This window comes from Afipia sp. GW823-FHT06G09 (assembly GCF_058794875.1).
Genome location: NZ_JBXAHF010000002.1, coordinates 390705 through 408569 on the forward strand (window position 1 = coordinate 390705; position 17865 = coordinate 408569).

At 62.4% G+C, this 17865-nt stretch carries 17 protein-coding genes; 9 read left to right on the forward strand and 8 right to left on the reverse strand.

Annotated elements, in window-relative coordinates; translation table 11 throughout:
* Positions 1-104 precede the first annotated feature (104 nt).
* On the forward strand, positions 105-422 hold the full coding sequence (locus AC1Q67_RS09465) for a hypothetical protein (RefSeq protein ID WP_492234322.1): 318 nt from the start codon (positions 105-107) through the stop codon (positions 420-422).
* Positions 423-428: 6 nt separating this feature from the next.
* Here AC1Q67_RS09465 and AC1Q67_RS09470 read toward each other — a convergent pair whose 3' ends face one another.
* The 3 genes from AC1Q67_RS09470 to mtgA form a co-directional block, all read right to left on the reverse strand.
* A complete protein-coding gene (locus AC1Q67_RS09470; RefSeq protein WP_492234321.1) occupies positions 429-1121 on the reverse strand; it encodes a hypothetical protein in 693 nt (230 codons plus the stop codon).
* A 147-nt stretch (positions 1122-1268) separates the two neighbouring features.
* A complete protein-coding gene (gene rpmF / locus AC1Q67_RS09475) occupies positions 1269-1451 on the reverse strand; it encodes a 50S ribosomal protein L32 (protein WP_002713690.1) in 183 nt (60 codons plus the stop codon).
* Positions 1452-1591: 140 nt separating this feature from the next.
* On the reverse strand, positions 1592-2266 hold the full coding sequence (mtgA, locus tag AC1Q67_RS09480) for a monofunctional biosynthetic peptidoglycan transglycosylase (protein WP_492234320.1): 675 nt from the start codon (positions 2264-2266) through the stop codon (positions 1592-1594).
* A 174-nt stretch (positions 2267-2440) separates the two neighbouring features.
* On the opposite strand from mtgA, the gene AC1Q67_RS09485 reads away from it, so the two are divergent.
* Genes AC1Q67_RS09485 through AC1Q67_RS09495 form a run of 3 tightly spaced genes read left to right on the forward strand, consistent with a single transcriptional unit; the run spans position 2441 to position 5674 of the window.
* Positions 2441-3367, forward strand: a complete 927-nt coding sequence (locus tag AC1Q67_RS09485; RefSeq protein WP_492234319.1) for a polyprenyl synthetase family protein — start codon at positions 2441-2443, stop codon at positions 3365-3367.
* A gap of 14 nt (positions 3368-3381) precedes the next feature.
* Positions 3382-4059, forward strand: coding sequence for a DUF1345 domain-containing protein (locus AC1Q67_RS09490; protein ID WP_492234318.1), 678 nt, complete (start codon positions 3382-3384; stop codon positions 4057-4059).
* Between the two features lie 7 nt (positions 4060-4066).
* Complete coding sequence (locus tag AC1Q67_RS09495) at positions 4067-5674, forward strand: Na+/H+ antiporter (protein ID WP_492234317.1); 1608 nt, start codon at positions 4067-4069, stop codon at positions 5672-5674.
* Between the two features lie 37 nt (positions 5675-5711).
* Here AC1Q67_RS09495 and ispG read toward each other — a convergent pair whose 3' ends face one another.
* From ispG to AC1Q67_RS09510, 3 genes are read right to left on the reverse strand one after another with little or no spacing between them, the layout of a single operon-like run.
* Complete coding sequence (ispG, locus tag AC1Q67_RS09500) at positions 5712-7001, reverse strand: flavodoxin-dependent (E)-4-hydroxy-3-methylbut-2-enyl-diphosphate synthase (protein WP_492234316.1); 1290 nt, start codon at positions 6999-7001, stop codon at positions 5712-5714.
* A gap of 18 nt (positions 7002-7019) precedes the next feature.
* On the reverse strand, positions 7020-7973 hold the full coding sequence (locus AC1Q67_RS09505) for a DMT family transporter (protein ID WP_492234315.1): 954 nt from the start codon (positions 7971-7973) through the stop codon (positions 7020-7022).
* Positions 7974-8011: 38 nt separating this feature from the next.
* The gene (locus tag AC1Q67_RS09510) at positions 8012-8503 is read right to left on the reverse strand and encodes a Fur family transcriptional regulator (RefSeq protein WP_492234314.1); all 492 of its coding nucleotides are present in this window, start codon (positions 8501-8503) and stop codon (positions 8012-8014) included.
* Positions 8504-8691: 188 nt separating this feature from the next.
* Here AC1Q67_RS09510 and AC1Q67_RS09515 point away from each other — a divergent pair, with 188 nt between their 5' ends.
* From AC1Q67_RS09515 to AC1Q67_RS09530, 4 genes are all read left to right on the forward strand, one after another.
* Positions 8692-9798 carry a patatin-like phospholipase family protein gene (locus tag AC1Q67_RS09515; protein WP_492234313.1) on the forward strand — a complete coding sequence of 369 codons (1107 nt, stop codon included), beginning with the start codon at positions 8692-8694 and terminating at the stop codon, positions 9796-9798.
* A 130-nt stretch (positions 9799-9928) separates the two neighbouring features.
* On the forward strand, positions 9929-10402 hold the full coding sequence (locus AC1Q67_RS09520) for a MarR family winged helix-turn-helix transcriptional regulator (RefSeq protein WP_492234312.1): 474 nt from the start codon (positions 9929-9931) through the stop codon (positions 10400-10402).
* Positions 10395-11555: an HlyD family secretion protein gene (locus tag AC1Q67_RS09525; RefSeq protein WP_492234311.1), complete on the forward strand. Its 1161-nt coding sequence runs from the start codon at positions 10395-10397 to the stop codon at positions 11553-11555. Before AC1Q67_RS09520 ends, AC1Q67_RS09525 begins: the two co-directional genes overlap by 8 nt.
* A 50-nt stretch (positions 11556-11605) precedes the next feature.
* Positions 11606-13117 carry an MDR family MFS transporter gene (locus tag AC1Q67_RS09530; RefSeq protein WP_492235677.1) on the forward strand — a complete coding sequence of 504 codons (1512 nt, stop codon included), beginning with the start codon at positions 11606-11608 and terminating at the stop codon, positions 13115-13117.
* Positions 13118-13189: 72 nt separating this feature from the next.
* Here AC1Q67_RS09530 and pcaF read toward each other — a convergent pair whose 3' ends face one another.
* Entirely contained in the window at positions 13190-14398 is a 1209-nt protein-coding gene (gene pcaF / locus AC1Q67_RS09535) for a 3-oxoadipyl-CoA thiolase (RefSeq protein WP_492234310.1), read from the reverse strand.
* Positions 14399-14596: 198 nt separating this feature from the next.
* Here pcaF and mutS point away from each other — a divergent pair, with 198 nt between their 5' ends.
* Positions 14597-17329, forward strand: a complete 2733-nt coding sequence (mutS, locus tag AC1Q67_RS09540) for a DNA mismatch repair protein MutS (RefSeq protein ID WP_492234309.1) — start codon at positions 14597-14599, stop codon at positions 17327-17329.
* 6 nt (positions 17330-17335) lie between these two features.
* Here the strand turns inward: mutS and AC1Q67_RS09545 are convergent, their stop codons facing one another.
* Positions 17336-17848 (reverse strand): OsmC family protein, encoded by a 513-nt coding sequence (locus AC1Q67_RS09545; RefSeq protein WP_024575541.1) that lies wholly within the window; start codon positions 17846-17848, stop codon positions 17336-17338.
* Positions 17849-17865: the final 17 nt, after the last annotated feature.

Below are 17865 nucleotides of genomic sequence, written 5' to 3' on the forward strand. Positions count from 1 at the left end.
TGTCCAAAAGCAGGTAACCCGCTGCCAACCACATCCGGCACGACCCTTGCGATGTCATAGGAAGGAGGCGCTTTGCGTCCCAAAATGAGACAGGCAGCCAAGCCATGATCGTATCCAGGATCGCAGCGACAACCGCACGAGGCGCGCAGGCGGAGCAGCCTGCTACCGGCGCGTCCCCCGCCGCCGCGGAGCCTGTTTCCAGCCGGGCTCTGGTGCAGCTTGGGCGTCCAGCCCGGACGCCTCCGCTGCGCCCGGCACGCCCGGACGCATCCTTCGTGGCGCACCTGATTGCCATGGCCGAGCAGACGCCTCAGACACGCACCTTAAGGCGCGCGACTCCGGCGGACGCCCGCGCGGTCTATGACCGTGCCGCAGCACCACGTGCAAACTGTTACGGCAAAGCGCTGTCGCAGATCGCCTGAGACCGATCAGGGCTTCGGCGGCATGTTAACCGCGCCATCCGGCGTGGTGTCCGACACGAGATCACTGACATTCCAGTCCAAAACCTTGCGATCCGCCGCCGGAGTGACGCCGTTGGAATTGCGGATCACAGCCAAGGTCGGCACCGGCTTTGGTGAGGTTTCGGGTTCGGCCGGGTGCGACGGAGAGAATGCAGGTTCAACCGATTTCACATCCCGATGCGGCGGGTCGAAAGCCGGCTCGGCGGGCGCGAGATTGGCTGGTGCAGGACTGGCCGGGACGGGTGCAGGCTCGCGTTCGGCGGCCGCAGGCACGGCAGCCGGCACACGCCGCTGCCGGTTGCGGAAGCCGATCGAGATCCCGGCGAAAAACTCCACGACCATCAGCACGGTCAACAGGAAGAATGTCGACGTACCGAACTGCGGAAGCAGCAGAAACTCCGCAACCGCAGCGCCGGACACGATCAGCGACAACAGGTGATCCGTCAGATAGCGCGCGCCGGGACGCGCAGCCTTGATGACTTCAAACATCAGGAGAAGCGCGGCAAGCGCCAGCAGCGCGTCACCGAATGTCGGCGCCCACTGCACGCCCGATATCAACGGGACAGTCGTGACCGGCGCGGTGAACGCCACGCCCGGCATCAGGAACACGAAGATGTTGTAGATCGCGAACGGAATCAGAAGCAGCGGAAAACCGATCATCGTCGGCAGGCTCTCTCTGAAAAAGTATCCTGTGATGCACTGGTCATCACATGCGTCTGTGGCGTTCTTATGAAGCCGCGTTCGCGCGCCTCCGCCAGCATCGCGGGCAAGCGCGCTGCCTGAACGCAGCGCGCTGCGATCCGGACGTTAGTCCTTCTTGACCTTCAGGACCTGACGGCCCTTGTACATGCCGGTCTTGAGATCGAGGTGATGCGGACGGCGAAGTTCGCCCGAATCCTTGTCCTCGACATAAGTCGGCTTCTTGAGCGCGTCCGCCGAGCGGCGCATGCCGCGGCGTGACGGCGATGTTTTCCTGCGTGGAACGGCCATGGGATCGTCGTCCTCTAAATCAAGGCTCACCCGCCGGGCGGGGGCTCTCCAGAATTCGGATTGAGGCCGCGCTTATAGAGGAAGGCCGCCGCGAAAGCTAGACCGGATAGGTCGAGAAAATGGGTCAAAAAGGCCCAAAATCAGCGATTTCGCTCCCAGCAGTCGGAGATTTCGGCTGATTGGGCCCGCACCACATAGGTCCCCGCCATCCGCCGTACGCCCGGCCCGGGATTCCGGGCACTTCTGGTGACCGGATTGGGCAGGATCGAGGCTAAAAGGGCTGCCTCACGGGCCGAAAGCGCCGCCGCCGGGCGGCCGAACGCGTAACTTGCGCCCGCTTCGGCTCCGAACTGGCCGTCAGGCCCGAGCTCAGCCACATTCAGGTAAAGCTCCAGAATGCGCTTCTTCGACAACACCAGATCGATCCACATTGCCAGCGGGAACTCGAGCGCCTTGCGCACCACACTTCGGCCCGGCCAGAGGAACAGGTTTTTTGCCACCTGCTGTGTGATGGTCGATCCCCCGCGGGCGACCTCACCGTCCTGTGCGTCCTCAATAATGTTCCGGACAGAATCCCAGTCGATGCCGTGATGAAAACAGAATTTGGCATCCTCGGCGGCCACCACGGAACGCGGCAGAGCCTCGGACATGTCGTCAAGATCGACCCACTTGCGGGTGACGGTTTCACCTGTGAGATAACGCCCGATCATCAGTGTGGAGACGGGATGCCCGCTGCTGTAGAGCGGGGTCAGCACATAGGGCAAAAGCACCAGCCCCAGCGCAACCAACACCACCGCACGGATCAATCTTCGCATCACGCCTCATGTCCGGGAGGGGTCTATTCCAGCGGCCCCCAGCCAGCAGAAACCATGCCTTTCGGTTTTTTCCAATCCCCGGCAAAGCCGGGCTTTGCGGAATTGACGCGGGCGATGCCATAACCGATTGTCCGCCGAAATTTGCGTTCGCCTGACGTTCTCTTGGAGTTTTTGATGACCACCGGCACTTCACCACAGGATTTCATGAAACGGCTGGACGCCACAGCGGCCGACACCGAGGCGCTGTTGACGCGCCTTCTGTCCGACGCGCCGCTGTCAGGCGAAATCGTGCGCCCGCATCGGCTGATGGAAGCGATGCGCTATTCGAGCCTCAATGGCGGCAAGCGGCTGCGCCCGTTTCTGGTGGTGGAAAGCGCTGCGGTGTTCGGCGTGCCGCGCGACGCCGCGCTGCTAGCCGGCGCCGCGCTCGAATGCATCCACTGTTACTCGCTGATCCATGACGACCTTCCGTCGATGGACAACAGCGATCTGCGGCGCGGGCGCCCGACCTCGCACAAGAAGTTCGATGACGCCACCGCGATCCTCGCGGGCGACGGGCTTCTGACCATCGCGTTCGACATCATCACCCGTGACGAGGTTCACAAGGACCCGACGGTGCGCCTGCTGCTGACCCGTGCGCTCGCGCGCGCCGCCGGTGTCGGCGGCATGGTGGGCGGACAGATCATGGATCTCGCCGGCGAAGGCCGCTTCGGCGATCCCGAGCCGCCGGATGTCGCCAAGCTGCAGCAAATGAAAACCGGCGCACTGCTCAAGTATGGCTGCATCGCGGGTGCACTGCTCGGCCAGGCTCCGAGGGACCAGTACGACGCGCTCGACACCTATGGTCACGCGCTCGGTGAAGCGTTCCAGATCGCCGACGATCTTCTGGACGTCGAAGGCGATGCCGCCGCGCTCGGCAAGCCCGCCGGACAGGATGCCGCGGCCGGCAAAACCACATTCGTCACGCTGCTCGGCATCGATGGCGCCAAGGCGCGCGTGCGCGACCTCCTGAAGCAGGCCGATGCCGCGCTCGCTCCGTTCGGCGCGAAAGGCGATGTCCTGCGCGCGACCTCGCGCTTCGTCGCAGAGCGACAGAAGTAGAAGGGCACAGCAGCATGCCAGGCAAGAAGGACGGCGATCCGTATCTTCTTCGCCTCAAAGGCATGCCAAAGCCGCTCCGCATCATCTACGGACGCCCGCGCACGTTCATCGCGCTGGCGATCGGTCTTGCGTCGCTTCTGGTCACGCCAATGTCGTGGCGGCCCGCGAGCCGGCTTCTCGTGGCATGGGATATCTTTGTCGCGATCTACATGATCCTCGCCTACGTGACGGTGTTCACGTGCGACACGGCGCATATCCGCCGTCAGGCGGCGATCCAGGACGACGGGCGCTTCTTCATCCTCGCCATGACCGGCCTCGGCGCTTTCGCGAGCATCGCAGCCATCGTCATGGAGCTTGCCATCAAGCCGCAGGGAGCTCCGCAGCTCGTGCTCGCGGCCGTGACCATCGTGCTCTCGTGGGCAATGATCCACACGACCTTTGCGCTGCATTACGCCCACGACTTCTATCGCAGCGCCAAGACCGGCGGACTTTCGTTTCCGGGCGGCGAAGATCCTGATTACTGGGACTTCGTCTACTTCTCTTTCGTGATCGGCATGACGGCCCAGGTGTCGGATGTCGGCATCACCGACAAGATCATCCGCCGGACCGCAACGGCCCACGGCGTCGTTTCCTTTATCTTCAATACCGCGCTGGTGGCCCTGATGGTCAATATCGCGGCCAGCGCGATATGATCCTTCGATGATAACTGGTTTTCTGACCTTCCTTCTGATACTCGCCGCGCTCGGCGTTTCCGCGACGCTCGCGAAACGGCTTGCCATTGCGCCGGCTATTGTCTTTCTGATTGTCGGCATCATCCTGGCGTTCCTGCCCGGATTTCCGCGCATCGAACTGAAGCCGGAAGGCGTCCTGCTGCTGGTGCTGCCGCCGCTGATTTATTCATCCGGCGTGGCGATGAGCTGGCGCGAATTCAGGGCCAACCTCCGCCCGATTGGCGCGCTGGCGATCGGCTGCGTGATCTTCACGACGGTGCTGGTTGCCGCGGCCGCGCATTATGCGCTTGGGCTGCCGTGGAGCGTCGGATTCGTCCTCGGCGCGATCGTGTCGCCGCCGGACGTGGTCGCGCCACTTGCCATCGCCAGACGGTTGAAGCTGCCCCATCGCATTCTCGTCATCCTCGAAGGTGAAGGACTCGCAAACGACGCCACCGCGCTTATCCTGTACCGGTTTGCGGTGCTTGCCGTCAGCACAGGCGCGTTCTCGCTGCCGCCCGCGGCAGGAACGTTCGTTGCGATCATCGTCTGCGAAATCATGTTCGGCATCCTGGTCGGCTGGCTCAGCCTGCGCTTGCGGCAATGGGCACACGACCCACGTGTCGAGATTTCATTGTCGCTGCTGACCCCCTATCTCGCTTTCTGGGTCCCGGAGCATCTCGGCGGCTCGGGCGTCATCGCCACCGTCGTGAGCGGACTCTATGTGAGCTGGAACGGACCGCTGCTGATCTCATCGAAAACCCGATTGCAGGGCATCTTCTTCTGGGACTTCGTGATCTGGCTGATCGAGGGCGTGCTGTTCCTGATGATCGGATTCCAGTTGCGGCTCCTGATGGAGAAATCAAAGGCGGTGCCGGTAGGCGAAATCCTCGTCGCTATCGGCATCGTTTGCGCGATTGTCGTGCTGGCCCGGTTCCTCTGGGTCTTTCCCGGCTCTTACCTGCCGCGCCTCGCCAGCAAGAGGATCGCGGCCCGCGAAGAGAAGCCGTCGTGGAAATATGTCGTCGTCATCGGCTTCACCGGCATTCGCGGCGTGGTGTCACTTGCCGTTGCGCTGGCTTTGCCGCTGACGCTGCCGAACGGACAGGACTTCCCGTATCGCGATCTCATCCTGCTCATCACCTTCGGCGTGATCGTCTTCACGCTGATCGGGATCGGATTGGCCCTTCCGATCCTGGTCAAGCTTCTTGGCCTGTCCGAGCATGGACAACTAGAAGCGATCCGCGAACGGGAAGCGGAGATCGCTGCGCGGCGTGAAATTCTTGAATCGGCCCGCGGGTCCCTCGACCGGATCATCAAGGAGCGCAATCTGCCCGAAGGGCTCGCAAGATTCCTCGAAGCCCGTCACGAAACGCGCATGCGCGCGCTGCCGGAGCCTCCGAGGGAAGAAGGCCAGTTCACGCCGGCGACTCAGGGCGCCTCGCTGGTCCGGGAGATCATCACGATCGAGCGGACGTGCCTTCACAGGCTGCTGCGTGAGGGAAAGATCACCGACGAGACGCGCCGGCGTATCGAGCGCGATCTCGATCTCGAGGAAGCTGTCGTCGACAACCGCGAAAAAAACGGCCCGCTGTAACAGCGGGCCGCCATGCGTCGCGCGATGCGCGCTAAAACTATTCCGCCGCAGTAACGGCCGGAGCCTTGGCGCCTGCACCGCCGTAGCGCTGCTCGATGTAGTCGATCACCAGCGCCTTGAAGTCGGCAGCGATGGTCGGCCCGCGCAGCGTGCGGAACTTCTCGCCATCGACGAACACCGGCGCCGCCGGCGTTTCACCGGTGCCCGGCAGCGAGATGCCGATATCGGCATGCTTGGATTCGCCGGGGCCGTTCACGATGCAGCCCATCACCGCGACGTTGAGCTGCTCAACGCCCGGATAGCGCGTCTTCCACTCCGGCATTTCCTCAACGATGAAGCTCTGGATGTCCCGCGCCAGTTCCTGGAATACCGTCGAGGTCGTGCGGCCGCAGCCGGGGCACGCCGCCACCAGCGGCACGAAGGTGCGGAAGCCCATGGTCTGCAGGATTTCCTGACCGACCTTCACTTCCAGCGTCCGGTCGCCGCCCGGCTCGGGGGTCAGCGAGACGCGGATGGTGTCGCCGATGCCGTCCTGAAGCAGAATGCCGAGCGCTGCCGACGATGCGACGATGCCCTTCGAGCCCATGCCGGCCTCGGTCAGTCCGAGATGGATGGCATAGTCAGAACGCGCCGCCAGTTCGCGATAGACCGCGATCAGATCCTGCACGTTGGACACCTTGGCCGACAGGATCATGCGGTTCTTCGGCAGTCCGATTTCCTCGGCGCGCTTTGCGGACAGCAGCGCCGACTGCACCATCGCCTCGCGCGTCACCGCGCGGGCATCGATCGGGTCGGGTGACTTGGCGTTCTCTTCCATCAGCTTGGTCAGCAATTCCTGATCGAGCGAACCCCAGTTCGCGCCGATCCGGATGGTCTTGCCGTGCTTGAGCGCCATTTCGACAATGTCGGTGAACTGCGTGTCGCGCTTGTTCTTGAAGCCAACGTTGCCGGGATTGATGCGGTACTTCGACAGCGCCGCGGCGCAGGCCGGATGATCGGCCAGCAGCTTGTGGCCGATGTAATGGAAGTCGCCGATCAGCGGCACATCGACGCCGAGCTTGTCGAGTTTCTCGCGGATGTGCGGGACGGCAGCAGCGGCTTCGTCACGATCCACCGTGATGCGCACCATTTCGGAGCCGGCGCGTGCAAGCGCTGCGACCTGCTTGACGGTGCCCTCGATGTCCGCGGTGTCGGTGTTGGTCATCGACTGCACCACGATCGGTGCGCCGCCCCCGACCTTGACGTTGCCGACTGTCACCTGAACCGTCCGATGGCGCCCCTTGGGGCCGGCATGGATTTCCTTGGTCCGCTCTTTCAGATCGCTCACGTGAAAATCTCTTTGCGCTCAGGTGTCGTTTTCGGTGGCCGGAAGCAGGGGGTTCCCCGCCGGTTCGCCGGGGCGGTTTACCAGATATAGGCCCGCCATGACCAGAAGGGCAGCCCCCGCAAACGCCAATGTCAGGGTGTCGTGCATCACGAAATAGCCCCCAATGACCCCAAACAAAGGCGTCATAAAGGTAAATGACGACAGTTTGCTCGCCGAATAGGTTTTGACCAGAGAGACCCAGATCAGGAATGTGATCCCAACGATCCAGATCGTCTGATAGGCCATCAATCCTAGGGCCAGCGGCCCCGGCATGTGGCTGATGCTCTCTCCCGAGATCGCTGCCCCGAGCGCCAGAATCGGGACCGAGATTGCCACCTGATAGGCTAGGGTCTTTTCGGCGGGAGCGTGCAACAGCGGCGTCGCCTTCACGACCAGCGTGGTGACGGCCCAGAGAATGCCGCCGCCCATCACCAGCAGGTCTCCCATAATCACCTTGGCATCCACCGACGGCTGCGGCACCCCGATGGCCAGCGCCACGCCCACAAAGGAAAGCGCAAGACCGCCCCATTGCAGCCTGCTCAAGGATTCGCCGAGGTAGCGTTTCGATCCGAGCGCAACGACGAACGGCGCGATGTAGAGAAACACGACAGCGCGGGAAGCCGTGGTGTAGACCAGCCCGCGATAGATCAGGATGAACTCGACGCCGAAGAAAATTCCGGCAAGCACGCCCGCCTTGAGAGTGCCATCACGGCGGAACAACGGCACGCCGCGAAACCATGCCACCAAGAGAATGATGATCAGGCCGCCTGCGGAACGGATCGTGGCCTGCAACAGCGGCGGGATATCCGGCAGCGCAAGCTTGACCGTGATCTGATTGAAGCCCCAGCTCAGGCACAGCATCACCATCAGGGCGATAGCCGTCGCGTTCAACGGACGCCCCGCTGGCACAACCTTCAAATTGTCTGATGGCATGGCACCCCGTGTCCGGCTTACCGCCGTGTTGTTCTGATTTATGCAGTCCGTTGACAATGTGCGCAGGTGCCGGTGATTTCCACCACCGATAATTTTGGTGCGAAGCCCGTACCGCGCGCGGCTTCGTTGAAACTTTGTGCAAGCGGCGCGGCCGGAATCTCGCCGACCGATCCGCATGTCTCGCAGATCAGGAACGCCACTACCGCCGCCTCGTCGTGATTATGCGCGCAGGCCAGAAACGCGTTGCGGCTTTCGATGCGGTGAACGAGACCGTTCTCCATCAGAAAATCCAGTGCGCGATAGACGGTGATCGGCGCCGGGCGCGGCATGGTTTTGGCGAGTTCATCGATCACTTCATACGCGCCAAGTGGCCGATGGCTCGACAGTAACGCGCCAAGCACCTGGCGCCGGATCGGCGTGAATTTCTGGCCGCGTCCCCTGCAAACCTTTTCGGCATGCGAGAACGCATCCTCGGCGCAACGGCCGTGGTCATGGTTTGGCTCAGGGAAAACGGGCTTCGCTTGTTTCATTCGCCCAATATGTAATGCGGTTAGCGTGATTCCGCTCATAATTTCAGCGGCATAAGTTGACACAAGATTTTGCAACGCATCATTTTTATTGCATTGCATCATAAAAGCCCCAAATCATCGGCATACAAAGCAACTCCGCGGGTCTCCAGGGAACCCAATAACTGAACCATTTCAGAGAGAAAGAGCTCATGGCGACCACTCTCAAGACCTATCTCGACAATCTGACGCCCTGGAACTTTTCCGGCGTGCGCAAGGCAAGCGCCGCCAAGAAAATCAATCTGGCGCTTCAGGGCGGGGGATCGCACGGGGCCTTCACCTGGGGGGTGCTGGATCAGTTTCTCGGCGACGGACGGCTGGAAATCACCGGCATCTCCGGTGCGTCGGCGGGCGCCCTGAATGCAGTGATGGTCGCGGACGGCCTCACCCGAGGCGGCCCGGAAGAAGCGCGCAAGCGCCTCGCCGAATTCTGGCGCGCGACCAGCACCGGCGGCGATCTTCCCCCGGTCCAGCGCGCGATGACCGACCGGATGTTTTCATTGATGCCGTTCGCAGCCACACCGATGCAGAACTGGTTCGAGGCGATGGCGCGCTACTTCTCGCCCTACGAGCTGAATCCCCTCAACATCAATCCGCTCAGCCAGCTGATTGAACGTTTCGTCGATTTCGATGCGCTGCGCGCCAACACCGACCTTGCGCTCTACATCTCGGCGACCAACGTTCATACGGGCCGGCTGCGCATTTTTGCAAACGAGAAAATCACCGCCGACGTGGTGATGGCGTCCGCAGCACTGCCTTTCATGTTTCGCGCGGTCGAGATCGACGGCGTGCCGTATTGGGATGGCGGCTACATGGGCAATCCCGCTATCTTTCCGTTCCTGCAAGCAACCGACGCCGAAGACGTGCTGGTGGTGCAGATCAATCCGGTGTCGCGCGACACCACGCCCAAGACATCCGGTGAGATCATCAACCGGCTGAACGAAATCACCTTCAACTCGGCGCTGATCTCCGAATTGCGCACGATGGATTTCGTCAACCAGCTGATCGACGACGGCCGGTTGCCGCGCGGCACGGGCAAGGATCAGTACCGCCGGCTCAACATCCATCGCATCGATCTTGGCGGTCTCGGCACGCGCCTCGCCGCCTCCAGCAAGATGAAAACCGACTACGATTTCTTTGAATTGCTGCACCGCGCGGGCATGCGCGCCGCCAAGAAGTTTCTCGACAATCATTTCGACGATATCGGCCGCCGGAGCACGATCGATCTCGCCGCCGAATCCGGCGTGGAATGGGCGTAACCGCCTAATGCACTGATTAATTGGAATAAATTCAAATCCATGCGGAATCGCATGGCCCGCATTTGGTTTCGTCGGCTTCCCGAGTTAATAAGCAAGCTTATTATAGCCAAGGCTTATCGAGGATGCTCCGATGCCGAAGGGCAATACCGACTTTCTGTTCGCGCTGTTCGAGACCCAGCGCATGCTGCGGCTCTACGCCGACAAGCTGGCGGTACGTCACGGCATCACCCGCGCCCAATGGGCGGTGCTGGCCAAACTTGAGCGCACCGAAGGCCTGAAGCAGTCCGAACTCGCCGAAATGATGGAGATGCAGCCGATCACACTGACGCGGCTGATCGATCGCCTCTGCGATAACGACCTCATCGAGCGCCGCGAAGATCCGAAAGATCGCCGCGTCAATCGTCTCTATCTGCGCCCCGCAGCGCGCCCGATGCTGGCGCGGCTTGCCAAACTGCGCGCCGAAATCACGCAGACCGCGCTCAATCATCTCAATTCTGACGAGGCCGATGCGCTCGCCGGTCAACTCGAATCCATCAAGAACAACGTGCGCGACGCGCTTCAGGCCGCCAGCGACGCTAAAGCGAAGGAGCCGCGCTATGGCTGATCCCATCGTCAAATTTCCCACCGAGCAAAAACAGACAGACACGCCTCTGCCCGCCGCCGGGTCCTCACGTAAAAGCTGGGGCCAGTTGGCGCGCGAAAAGCGGCGCACGCTCCTGCTCGTAGTGGTGCCGGTCATTGCACTGATCGGCGGCGTTGCGTTCTATCTGTCCGGCGGACGCTACGCGACCACCGATGATGCCTATGTCGGCGCGCAAAAGGTTCTCATCACGCCGGATATCTCCGGCAAGATCGAGAAGGTGCTCATCAAGGAAGGGCAGAAGGTCAAGGCCGGCGACGAACTGTTTGAAATCGATCCAGTGCCGTTCCGCTTCGCGCTTCAGCAAGCGAAGGCCGCACTCGAAACGGCGAGAACAAATTACAATAATCTGCGCGACAACGTGAAGATCTACGCGCAGATGCTCGATCTTGCGAAGCAGGGCGTCGACCTGAAGCAGCGCGACGTGGAACGCAAGGCCTCGCTGGTGAAGTCGCAGTCCGGCTCGCAGCTTGATCTCGATACCTCGACCACCAATCTCGTGCTGGCGCGGGCGCAGCTCGAACTGCTGCAACAGCAGCTCGCCACCGCCAACAATCAGCTGCTCGGCAATCCCAATCTGCCGCTCGAGGAATTCCCGCCCTATTTCCAGGCCAAGGCCGCGCTCGATCAGGCCCAACGCAACCTCGATCACACCGTGCTGCGCGCACCGATCGACGGGACCGCGACACAGGTCGACAGCATTCAGCTCGGCCGCTTCGTTGCGGCAGGATCACCTGTGTTCAGCGTGATCGATGACGCCAATCCGTGGGTCGATGCCAATCTGAAGGAGTCGGATCTCACCTATGTGGCCAAGGGCCAGCCCGTCACCATGTCGATCGACGCGTTCCCCGACCACACGTTCAGGGGCACCGTGGGCTCGCTGAGCCCCGGCACCGGCGCCCAGTTCGCGATCCTGCCGCCGCAGAACTCGACCGGCAATTTCGTCAAGGTCGTGCAACGCGTGCCGGTGCGCATCTATTTCGATGCCAATGACGCAGCCGTTCGGAAACTCAAGGCCGGCATGAGCACGTTTGTCTGGGTCGACACCGGACATAAACGGACGCTCGCCGGATTGCTCGGATTCTCCTCTGCCTCGGCTCAGGAGAAAACCCGGTGACCGCCGCTGCCCCCGCCTCCACGGCGGCGGTCCCGGGACTTCGCCGCAACATGGTGACGATCTGCGCCATGACGGCAACGATCATGCAGGCGCTCGACACCACCATCGCGAACGTGGCGCTGCCCTACATGCAGGGCACGCTGTCCGCCTCGCAGGACCAGATCAACTGGGTGCTGACGTCCTACATCGTCGCCGCAGCCATCATGACCGCACCGGTCGGCTGGATCGCCAACCGCTTCGGGCGAAAGAAAGTCTTTATTGTCTGCTCCGCCGGCTTCACCGCCGCATCGGTGATGTGCGGCCTCGCGCAGGACATCACGCAGATGGTGCTGTTCCGCTTGCTGCAGGGCGTGTTCGGGGCGGCACTGGTGCCATTGTCACAAGCTGTCATGCTCGACTCCTACGCGCTGCACGAGCGCGCCAAGGCGATGTCGATCTGGGGCATGGGTGTGATGCTTGGCCCCATCATGGGCCCTTCACTCGGCGCCTGGCTGACGGAAACCTACTCCTGGCACTGGGTGTTCTTCGTCAACCTGCCGTTTGGCATCGCTACCGTACTCGGGCTGATCGCCTTCATGGATGAAACCAAGCAGAACCGTGAGCTTCGCTTCGACTGGTTCGGCTTTGCGGCGCTCGCCGTCGGCATCGGATCGATGCAGCTTGCACTCGATCGCGGCGAACAACTCGGCTGGCTGGAGTCGCCTGAGATCGTTGCGGAAGCGATCATCTCGGTGATCGGTTTCTACTATTTCTTCGCACATTCGCTGACCACGAAGCGGCCCTTCATTCAGTTCGCGATCTTCAAGGACCGCAACTTCATCAGCGGCTGCGTCTTCATGTCGGTGATGGGCCTCGTGCTCTACAGCACCATGGCGCTCGCTTCGCCGTATCTGCAAAACGTGATCGGCTATCCGATCATGACCGCAGGTCTGCTGCTGGCCACGCGCGGCGGCGGCACGTTCATAGCCATGATGCTGGTCGGGCGGATGATGAAATACATCGAGGCCCGCACGCTGATCGCAAGCGGCATGCTGCTGATGTCGGTGTCGCTCTATTTCATGACACAATGGACCGACCAGACCGGCGTTCCGACCATCATCGTGGTCAGCGTCGCACAGGGCTTCGGCCTCGGGCTGGTGTTCGTGCCTCTCAGCACGGTCTCCTTCTTGACGCTACCCAATGAACTGCGCACCGACGGCACATCGATGCTGACCCTGATGCGCAATGTTGCCAGCTCGATCGGCATTTCCGTGGTGATCGCCAAGCTGACATCAGGCGGACGGGAGAGCTACGCCATCCTCAATGAGCACGTCACGCCGTTCAATCACGCCATGCAGATGCCGGACGTCGCCAGCATCCTCAGCATGAACACGGACTCAGGCCGCGCGATCATGGATGTCCTGATCAAGACGCAGGCTCAAATCATCGCATTCTCGCACGACTACCAGATGGTGATGATCGTCACCCTGTGCGCCATTCCGCTGGCAATGATGGTCGGATCGAGCAAGGCCGCACTGCGCAAGCAGTCGCAGGCGTCCGATCATGCCGCAGTGATGGATTGATCCGCTCTCAGATGGATTACAAGCAAAAACGGGGAGCCTTGGCTCCCCGTTTCGTCCAAGTATTAGAAAAACTCAGTTCAACTTTTCGATGGCCGCCGCGGCGCCCTGCCCGACGCCGACACACATGGTCGCCAGCGCGTACTTGCCGCCGCGCTTTTCGAGACCATGCACCGCCGTCAGCACCAGGCGTGCGCCGCTCATGCCGAGCGGATGACCGAGTGCGATCGCGCCGCCATGCGGGTTCACGAAATCAGCATCTTCCTGAACGCCAAGCTGGCGCAGCACGGCGATGCCCTGCGACGCGAACGCTTCGTTGAGCTCGATCAGATCGATGTCACCAATCTTGAGGCCAAGCTTCTCGAGCAGCTTGCGCACCGCCGGCACGGGGCCCATGCCCATTACACGCGGCGCGACACCAGCCGACGCATGACCGAGGAGCTTTGCGCGCGGCGTCAGGCCGTGCTTCTTCACGGCTTCTTCCGAGGCGAGGATCAGGGCAGCCGCACCGTCATTGACGCCCGAGGCGTTTCCGGCCGTCACCGTGCCATCAGGCCGCGTGACCGGCTTCAGCTTGGCAAGCTGTTCGAGTGTGGTTTCGGGACGTGGATGTTCGTCCTTGTCCACGATCACAGGACCGGCCTTGCCGCCGGCAACCGTAACCGGGGTAATTTCCTCCGCGAAGTAACCTGCGGCGATTGCCTTGCCCGCGCGCTGCTGCGAACGGATCGCGAAAGCGTCCTGATCCGCGCGCGAGATCTGGTAATCGGTCGCCACGTTCTCACCGGTTTCCGGCATGGAATCGACGCCGTACATCTTCTTCATCAACGGATTGACGAATCGCCACCCGATGGTGGTGTCGTAGGTCTCGACCGCGCGCTGATAGGCTTCATTGGCCTTGCCGGTGACAAACGGCGCACGCGTCATGGACTCAACGCCGCCCGCAATGGCGAAATCAATCTCGCCGGCGCGGATTGCCCGCGCCATACCACCGACCGCATCGAGACCCGAAGCGCAGAGCCGGTTGACCGTCATGCCCGGCACCGTCTCCGGCAATCCGGCCAGCAACAGCGCCATGCGAGCGACGTTACGGTTGTCTTCGCCGGCCTGATTGGCACAGCCATAGGAGACTTCATCCAGCGCACCCCAGTCCGCCTTGGGATTGCGCTCCATCAGCGCCTTGATCGGAGCCGCGGCCAGATCGTCCGCACGCACCTTGGCCAGCGATCCGCCGAACCGGCCGATTGGCGTCCGCACCGCATCACAGATGTAAACATCACGCATGGTCGTTCTCCCTGAAGTTGGTCCGGACAAAGTCCTCGGCTGCCGCGAGTTTTAGGAAGCATGGCGCGGGGCGTCAAATGATCGATACCCGGAACAGCCTGATTGCCCGGCAGAGCGGCCATGCACCGGCCGCCTCAAGGCGTGGAAAACGTCCCGTGCAATTCCACCATGCGAAAGAACTTTGCTAGTGTTCGCTCCATGACCATCCATTCCACGCCCCCCGCACCGCCGAACGCCGAAGCCCCCGCCCCGGAGGCCGCCGGACGCGTGACGCCGATGATGGAACAATATCTGGAGATCAAGGCGGCCAATCCGGGGCTGCTGCTGTTCTACAGGATGGGCGATTTCTACGAATTGTTCTTCGAGGACGCGGAAACCGCCTCGCGCGCGCTCGGCATCACGCTGACCAAGCGCGGCAAGCACATGGGCGAAGACATCCCGATGTGCGGCGTGCCGGTGGAGCGCTCCGACGACTACCTGCACAGGCTGATTGCGCTGGGTCATCGCGTCGCAGTTTGCGAGCAGACAGAGAATCCCGCCGAAGCCAAGAAGCGCGGCAACAAGAGTGTGGTCCGCCGCGATGTGGTGCGGCTGGTGACGCCGGGCACGCTGACTGAAGACACGCTGCTCGACGCCAAGACCAATAACTATCTGCTGGCGATTGCGCGAACGCGCGGATCCTCGACCGCCGCCGACCGCATCGGCCTCGCATGGATCGACATCTCAACAGCAGAGTTCAGTGTCACCGAATGCAGCGCCGCTGAACTTGGCGCGACGCTGGCGCGGATCAATCCCAATGAAGTGATCGTCACCGACGCGCTGTACTCCGATCCGGAATTGTCTGCGCTGTTTCGCACGCTGGCCGCCGTGACCCCAGTGACGCGCGATGTGTTCGACGCCGCCACCGCCGAGCGGCGGCTGTGCGACTATTTCGCCGTCGCGACCATGGACGGCTTCGGCGCGATGTCGCGTCTAGAGGCGACTGCCGCCGCAGCGGCGGTGACATATGTGGACCGTACGCAGGTCGGCCAGCACCTGCCGCTGTCGCCACCGGCGCGCGAGGCCGCCGGCACAACCATGGCGATCGATCCCGCCACCCGCGCCAACCTCGAGCTGACACGGACGCTGGCAGGCGAGCGGCGCGGGTCGCTGTTAGATGCCATCGACTGCACGGTGACCGCAGCCGGCTCGCGGCTGCTGGCACAACGCCTCTCCGCGCCGCTGACGGACAGCGCAACCATCTCGCATCGGCTCGACGCCGCGGCCCTGTTCGCAAGCGACAGTGCGACACGCGACGATCTGCGCGGCATCCTGCGCGCGGCGCCGGACATTTCACGTGCACTGGCGCGATTGTCCGTCGGACGCGGCGGCCCGCGTGATCTCGCCGCCCTGCGCGACGGAATTCTGGCTGCCGACAAGGCTGTCGAGCGGCTGGTGCGGATCGAAAAACTTCCACGCGACATCACGCTTGCCGTCGATGCGCTGCGCCGCCCGTCCCGTGATCTCGCGCGGGAATTCGCGCGGGGCCTCGCCGACGAACTGCCGCTGTTCAAACGCGATGGCGGCTTCGTCCGCGCAGGCTACGAATCGGCACTGGATGAAACACGCAACCTGCGCGACGCCTCGCGGCTGGTGGTCGCCGCGATGCAGGCACGTTACGCCGACGACACTGGCATCAAAGGCCTCAAGATCCGGCATAACAACGTGCTCGGCTATTTCGTCGAGGTCACCGCGCAGCACGGCGACAAGCTGATGGCAGCGCCACTGAATGCGACGTTCATCCATCGCCAAACCCTTGCGGGACAGGTGCGTTTCACGACAACCGAACTGGGCGAGGTCGAGGCCAAGATCGCCAATGCGGGCGACCGCGCCCTCGGGCTCGAACTCGAGATTTTCGAAAAGCTGTGCGGGATGGCGGTTGCGGCAGGCGATGATCTGCGCGCCGCAGCACATGCGTTCGCGCTGCTTGATGTCACCTCCGCGCTCGCGAAGCTTGCGATTGACGAGAATTACGTGCGGCCCGTGGTCGATAATTCTCTAAAATTTTCCATCGAAGGCGGCCGTCATCCCGTGGTCGAACAGGCGCTGAAGCGCGATGGCCAGCCTTTCATCGCCAACGCCTGTGACCTGTCACCCGGACCGTCGCAGGCGTCAGGACAGATCTGGCTGCTGACCGGACCGAACATGGCCGGCAAATCGACCTTCCTGCGGCAGAATGCGCTGATTGCGCTGATGGCGCAGATCGGCAGTTTCGTGCCCGCAAAACTTGCGCATATCGGTATCGTCGACCGGCTGTTCTCGCGCGTCGGCGCGGCGGACGATCTTGCACGCGGCCGTTCGACCTTCATGGTCGAGATGGTGGAGACAGCCGCGATCCTCAATCAGGCCGGCGAGCGTGCGCTGGTGATCCTCGACGAGATCGGCCGCGGTACCTCGACCTTCGACGGTCTCTCGATCGCGTGGGCCTCGATCGAACATTTGCATGAGAGCAATCGCTGCCGGGCATTGTTCGCCACGCATTATCATGAACTCACCGCGCTCTCGGCCAACCTGCCGCGGCTGTTCAACGCCACCGTACGCGTCAAGGAATGGCAGGGCGATGTGGTGTTCCTGCACGAGGTGCTGCCGGGGTCGGCGGATCGTTCTTACGGCATTCAGGTCGCGAAGCTCGCGGGTCTTCCCGCCGCAGTCGTCGCACGCGCGAAATCGGTGCTGGCGAAACTCGAAGCGCAGGATCGCGGCACCACGGCACGTGCGCTGGCCGACGATCTGCCGCTGTTCGCAGTCCCGTCGCGTGCAGCGGCCGAACCTCAACCGCCAAGCGCCGCCGATCAGGTGGCAGAGGCGCTCAGCGCATTGCATCCCGACGAGATGTCGCCGCGTGAGGCGCTGGACGCGCTCTATGCACTGAAGGCGAAGCTGCCGAAGTGACGAACGTCAAACCCGATTAATCGACACACTGGTCTTCGGGCCGTTCTTGATGGTCTGATAGACCACGCAGTAACGTTCGGTGAGTTTCAGGAGCTGATCGAGCTTTTCCTGTGGCGCATCGGTGTCGACGTCGAACCGCAGGCGAATTTCAGCAAACCCGACCGGCGCCTCCTTGTCGACGCCGAGCGTGCCGCGAAAATCGAGATCGCCTTCGGCCGTCACGTTGCCGGACTTCAGCGGTGCGTCGAGCGCGGTCGCAACCGATTTCAGTGTCACGCCGGCGCAAGCCACCAGCGCTTCGAGCAGCATGTCGCCCGAACAGAGTTCAAGTCCGGAGCCGCCGGTGGCCGGATGTAGCCCTGCGATCGCGGCTGCCGCCTTGCCGGTTTCCACCTTGCAGGACAGACCTTCGCTGTCGAGCGATCCCTTCGCCTTCAAGGTAATGAAAGCTGCCTGCGGGTCGGATTTGTAGCGATCCTTGATCGGCGCCTGCATGGCGCGGAGGGCGGTTGAATCCATTTTACGTTCTCCGTTTC

What these genes read in the sequence shown, in the direction of transcription:
- AC1Q67_RS09465 (WP_492234322.1), top strand. Translation starts at nt 105, where the DNA reads ATGATCGTATCCAGGATCGCAGCGACAACCGCACGAGGCGCGCAGGCG.
- AC1Q67_RS09470 (WP_492234321.1), bottom strand. Translation starts at nt 1,121, where the DNA reads ATGATCGGTTTTCCGCTGCTTCTGATTCCGTTCGCGATCTACAACATC.
- rpmF (WP_002713690.1), bottom strand. Translation starts at nt 1,451, where the DNA reads ATGGCCGTTCCACGCAGGAAAACATCGCCGTCACGCCGCGGCATGCGC.
- mtgA (WP_492234320.1), bottom strand. Translation starts at nt 2,266, where the DNA reads ATGCGAAGATTGATCCGTGCGGTGGTGTTGGTTGCGCTGGGGCTGGTG.
- AC1Q67_RS09485 (WP_492234319.1), top strand. Translation starts at nt 2,441, where the DNA reads ATGACCACCGGCACTTCACCACAGGATTTCATGAAACGGCTGGACGCC.
- AC1Q67_RS09490 (WP_492234318.1), top strand. Translation starts at nt 3,382, where the DNA reads ATGCCAGGCAAGAAGGACGGCGATCCGTATCTTCTTCGCCTCAAAGGC.
- AC1Q67_RS09495 (WP_492234317.1), top strand. Translation starts at nt 4,067, where the DNA reads ATGATAACTGGTTTTCTGACCTTCCTTCTGATACTCGCCGCGCTCGGC.
- AC1Q67_RS09505 (WP_492234315.1), bottom strand. Translation starts at nt 7,973, where the DNA reads ATGCCATCAGACAATTTGAAGGTTGTGCCAGCGGGGCGTCCGTTGAAC.
- AC1Q67_RS09510 (WP_492234314.1), bottom strand. Translation starts at nt 8,503, where the DNA reads ATGAAACAAGCGAAGCCCGTTTTCCCTGAGCCAAACCATGACCACGGC.
- AC1Q67_RS09515 (WP_492234313.1), top strand. Translation starts at nt 8,692, where the DNA reads ATGGCGACCACTCTCAAGACCTATCTCGACAATCTGACGCCCTGGAAC.
- AC1Q67_RS09520 (WP_492234312.1), top strand. Translation starts at nt 9,929, where the DNA reads ATGCCGAAGGGCAATACCGACTTTCTGTTCGCGCTGTTCGAGACCCAG.
- AC1Q67_RS09525 (WP_492234311.1), top strand. Translation starts at nt 10,395, where the DNA reads ATGGCTGATCCCATCGTCAAATTTCCCACCGAGCAAAAACAGACAGAC.
- AC1Q67_RS09530 (WP_492235677.1), top strand. Translation starts at nt 11,606, where the DNA reads ATGGTGACGATCTGCGCCATGACGGCAACGATCATGCAGGCGCTCGAC.
- pcaF (WP_492234310.1), bottom strand. Translation starts at nt 14,398, where the DNA reads ATGCGTGATGTTTACATCTGTGATGCGGTGCGGACGCCAATCGGCCGG.
- mutS (WP_492234309.1), top strand. Translation starts at nt 14,597, where the DNA reads ATGACCATCCATTCCACGCCCCCCGCACCGCCGAACGCCGAAGCCCCC.
- AC1Q67_RS09545 (WP_024575541.1), bottom strand. Translation starts at nt 17,848, where the DNA reads ATGGATTCAACCGCCCTCCGCGCCATGCAGGCGCCGATCAAGGATCGC.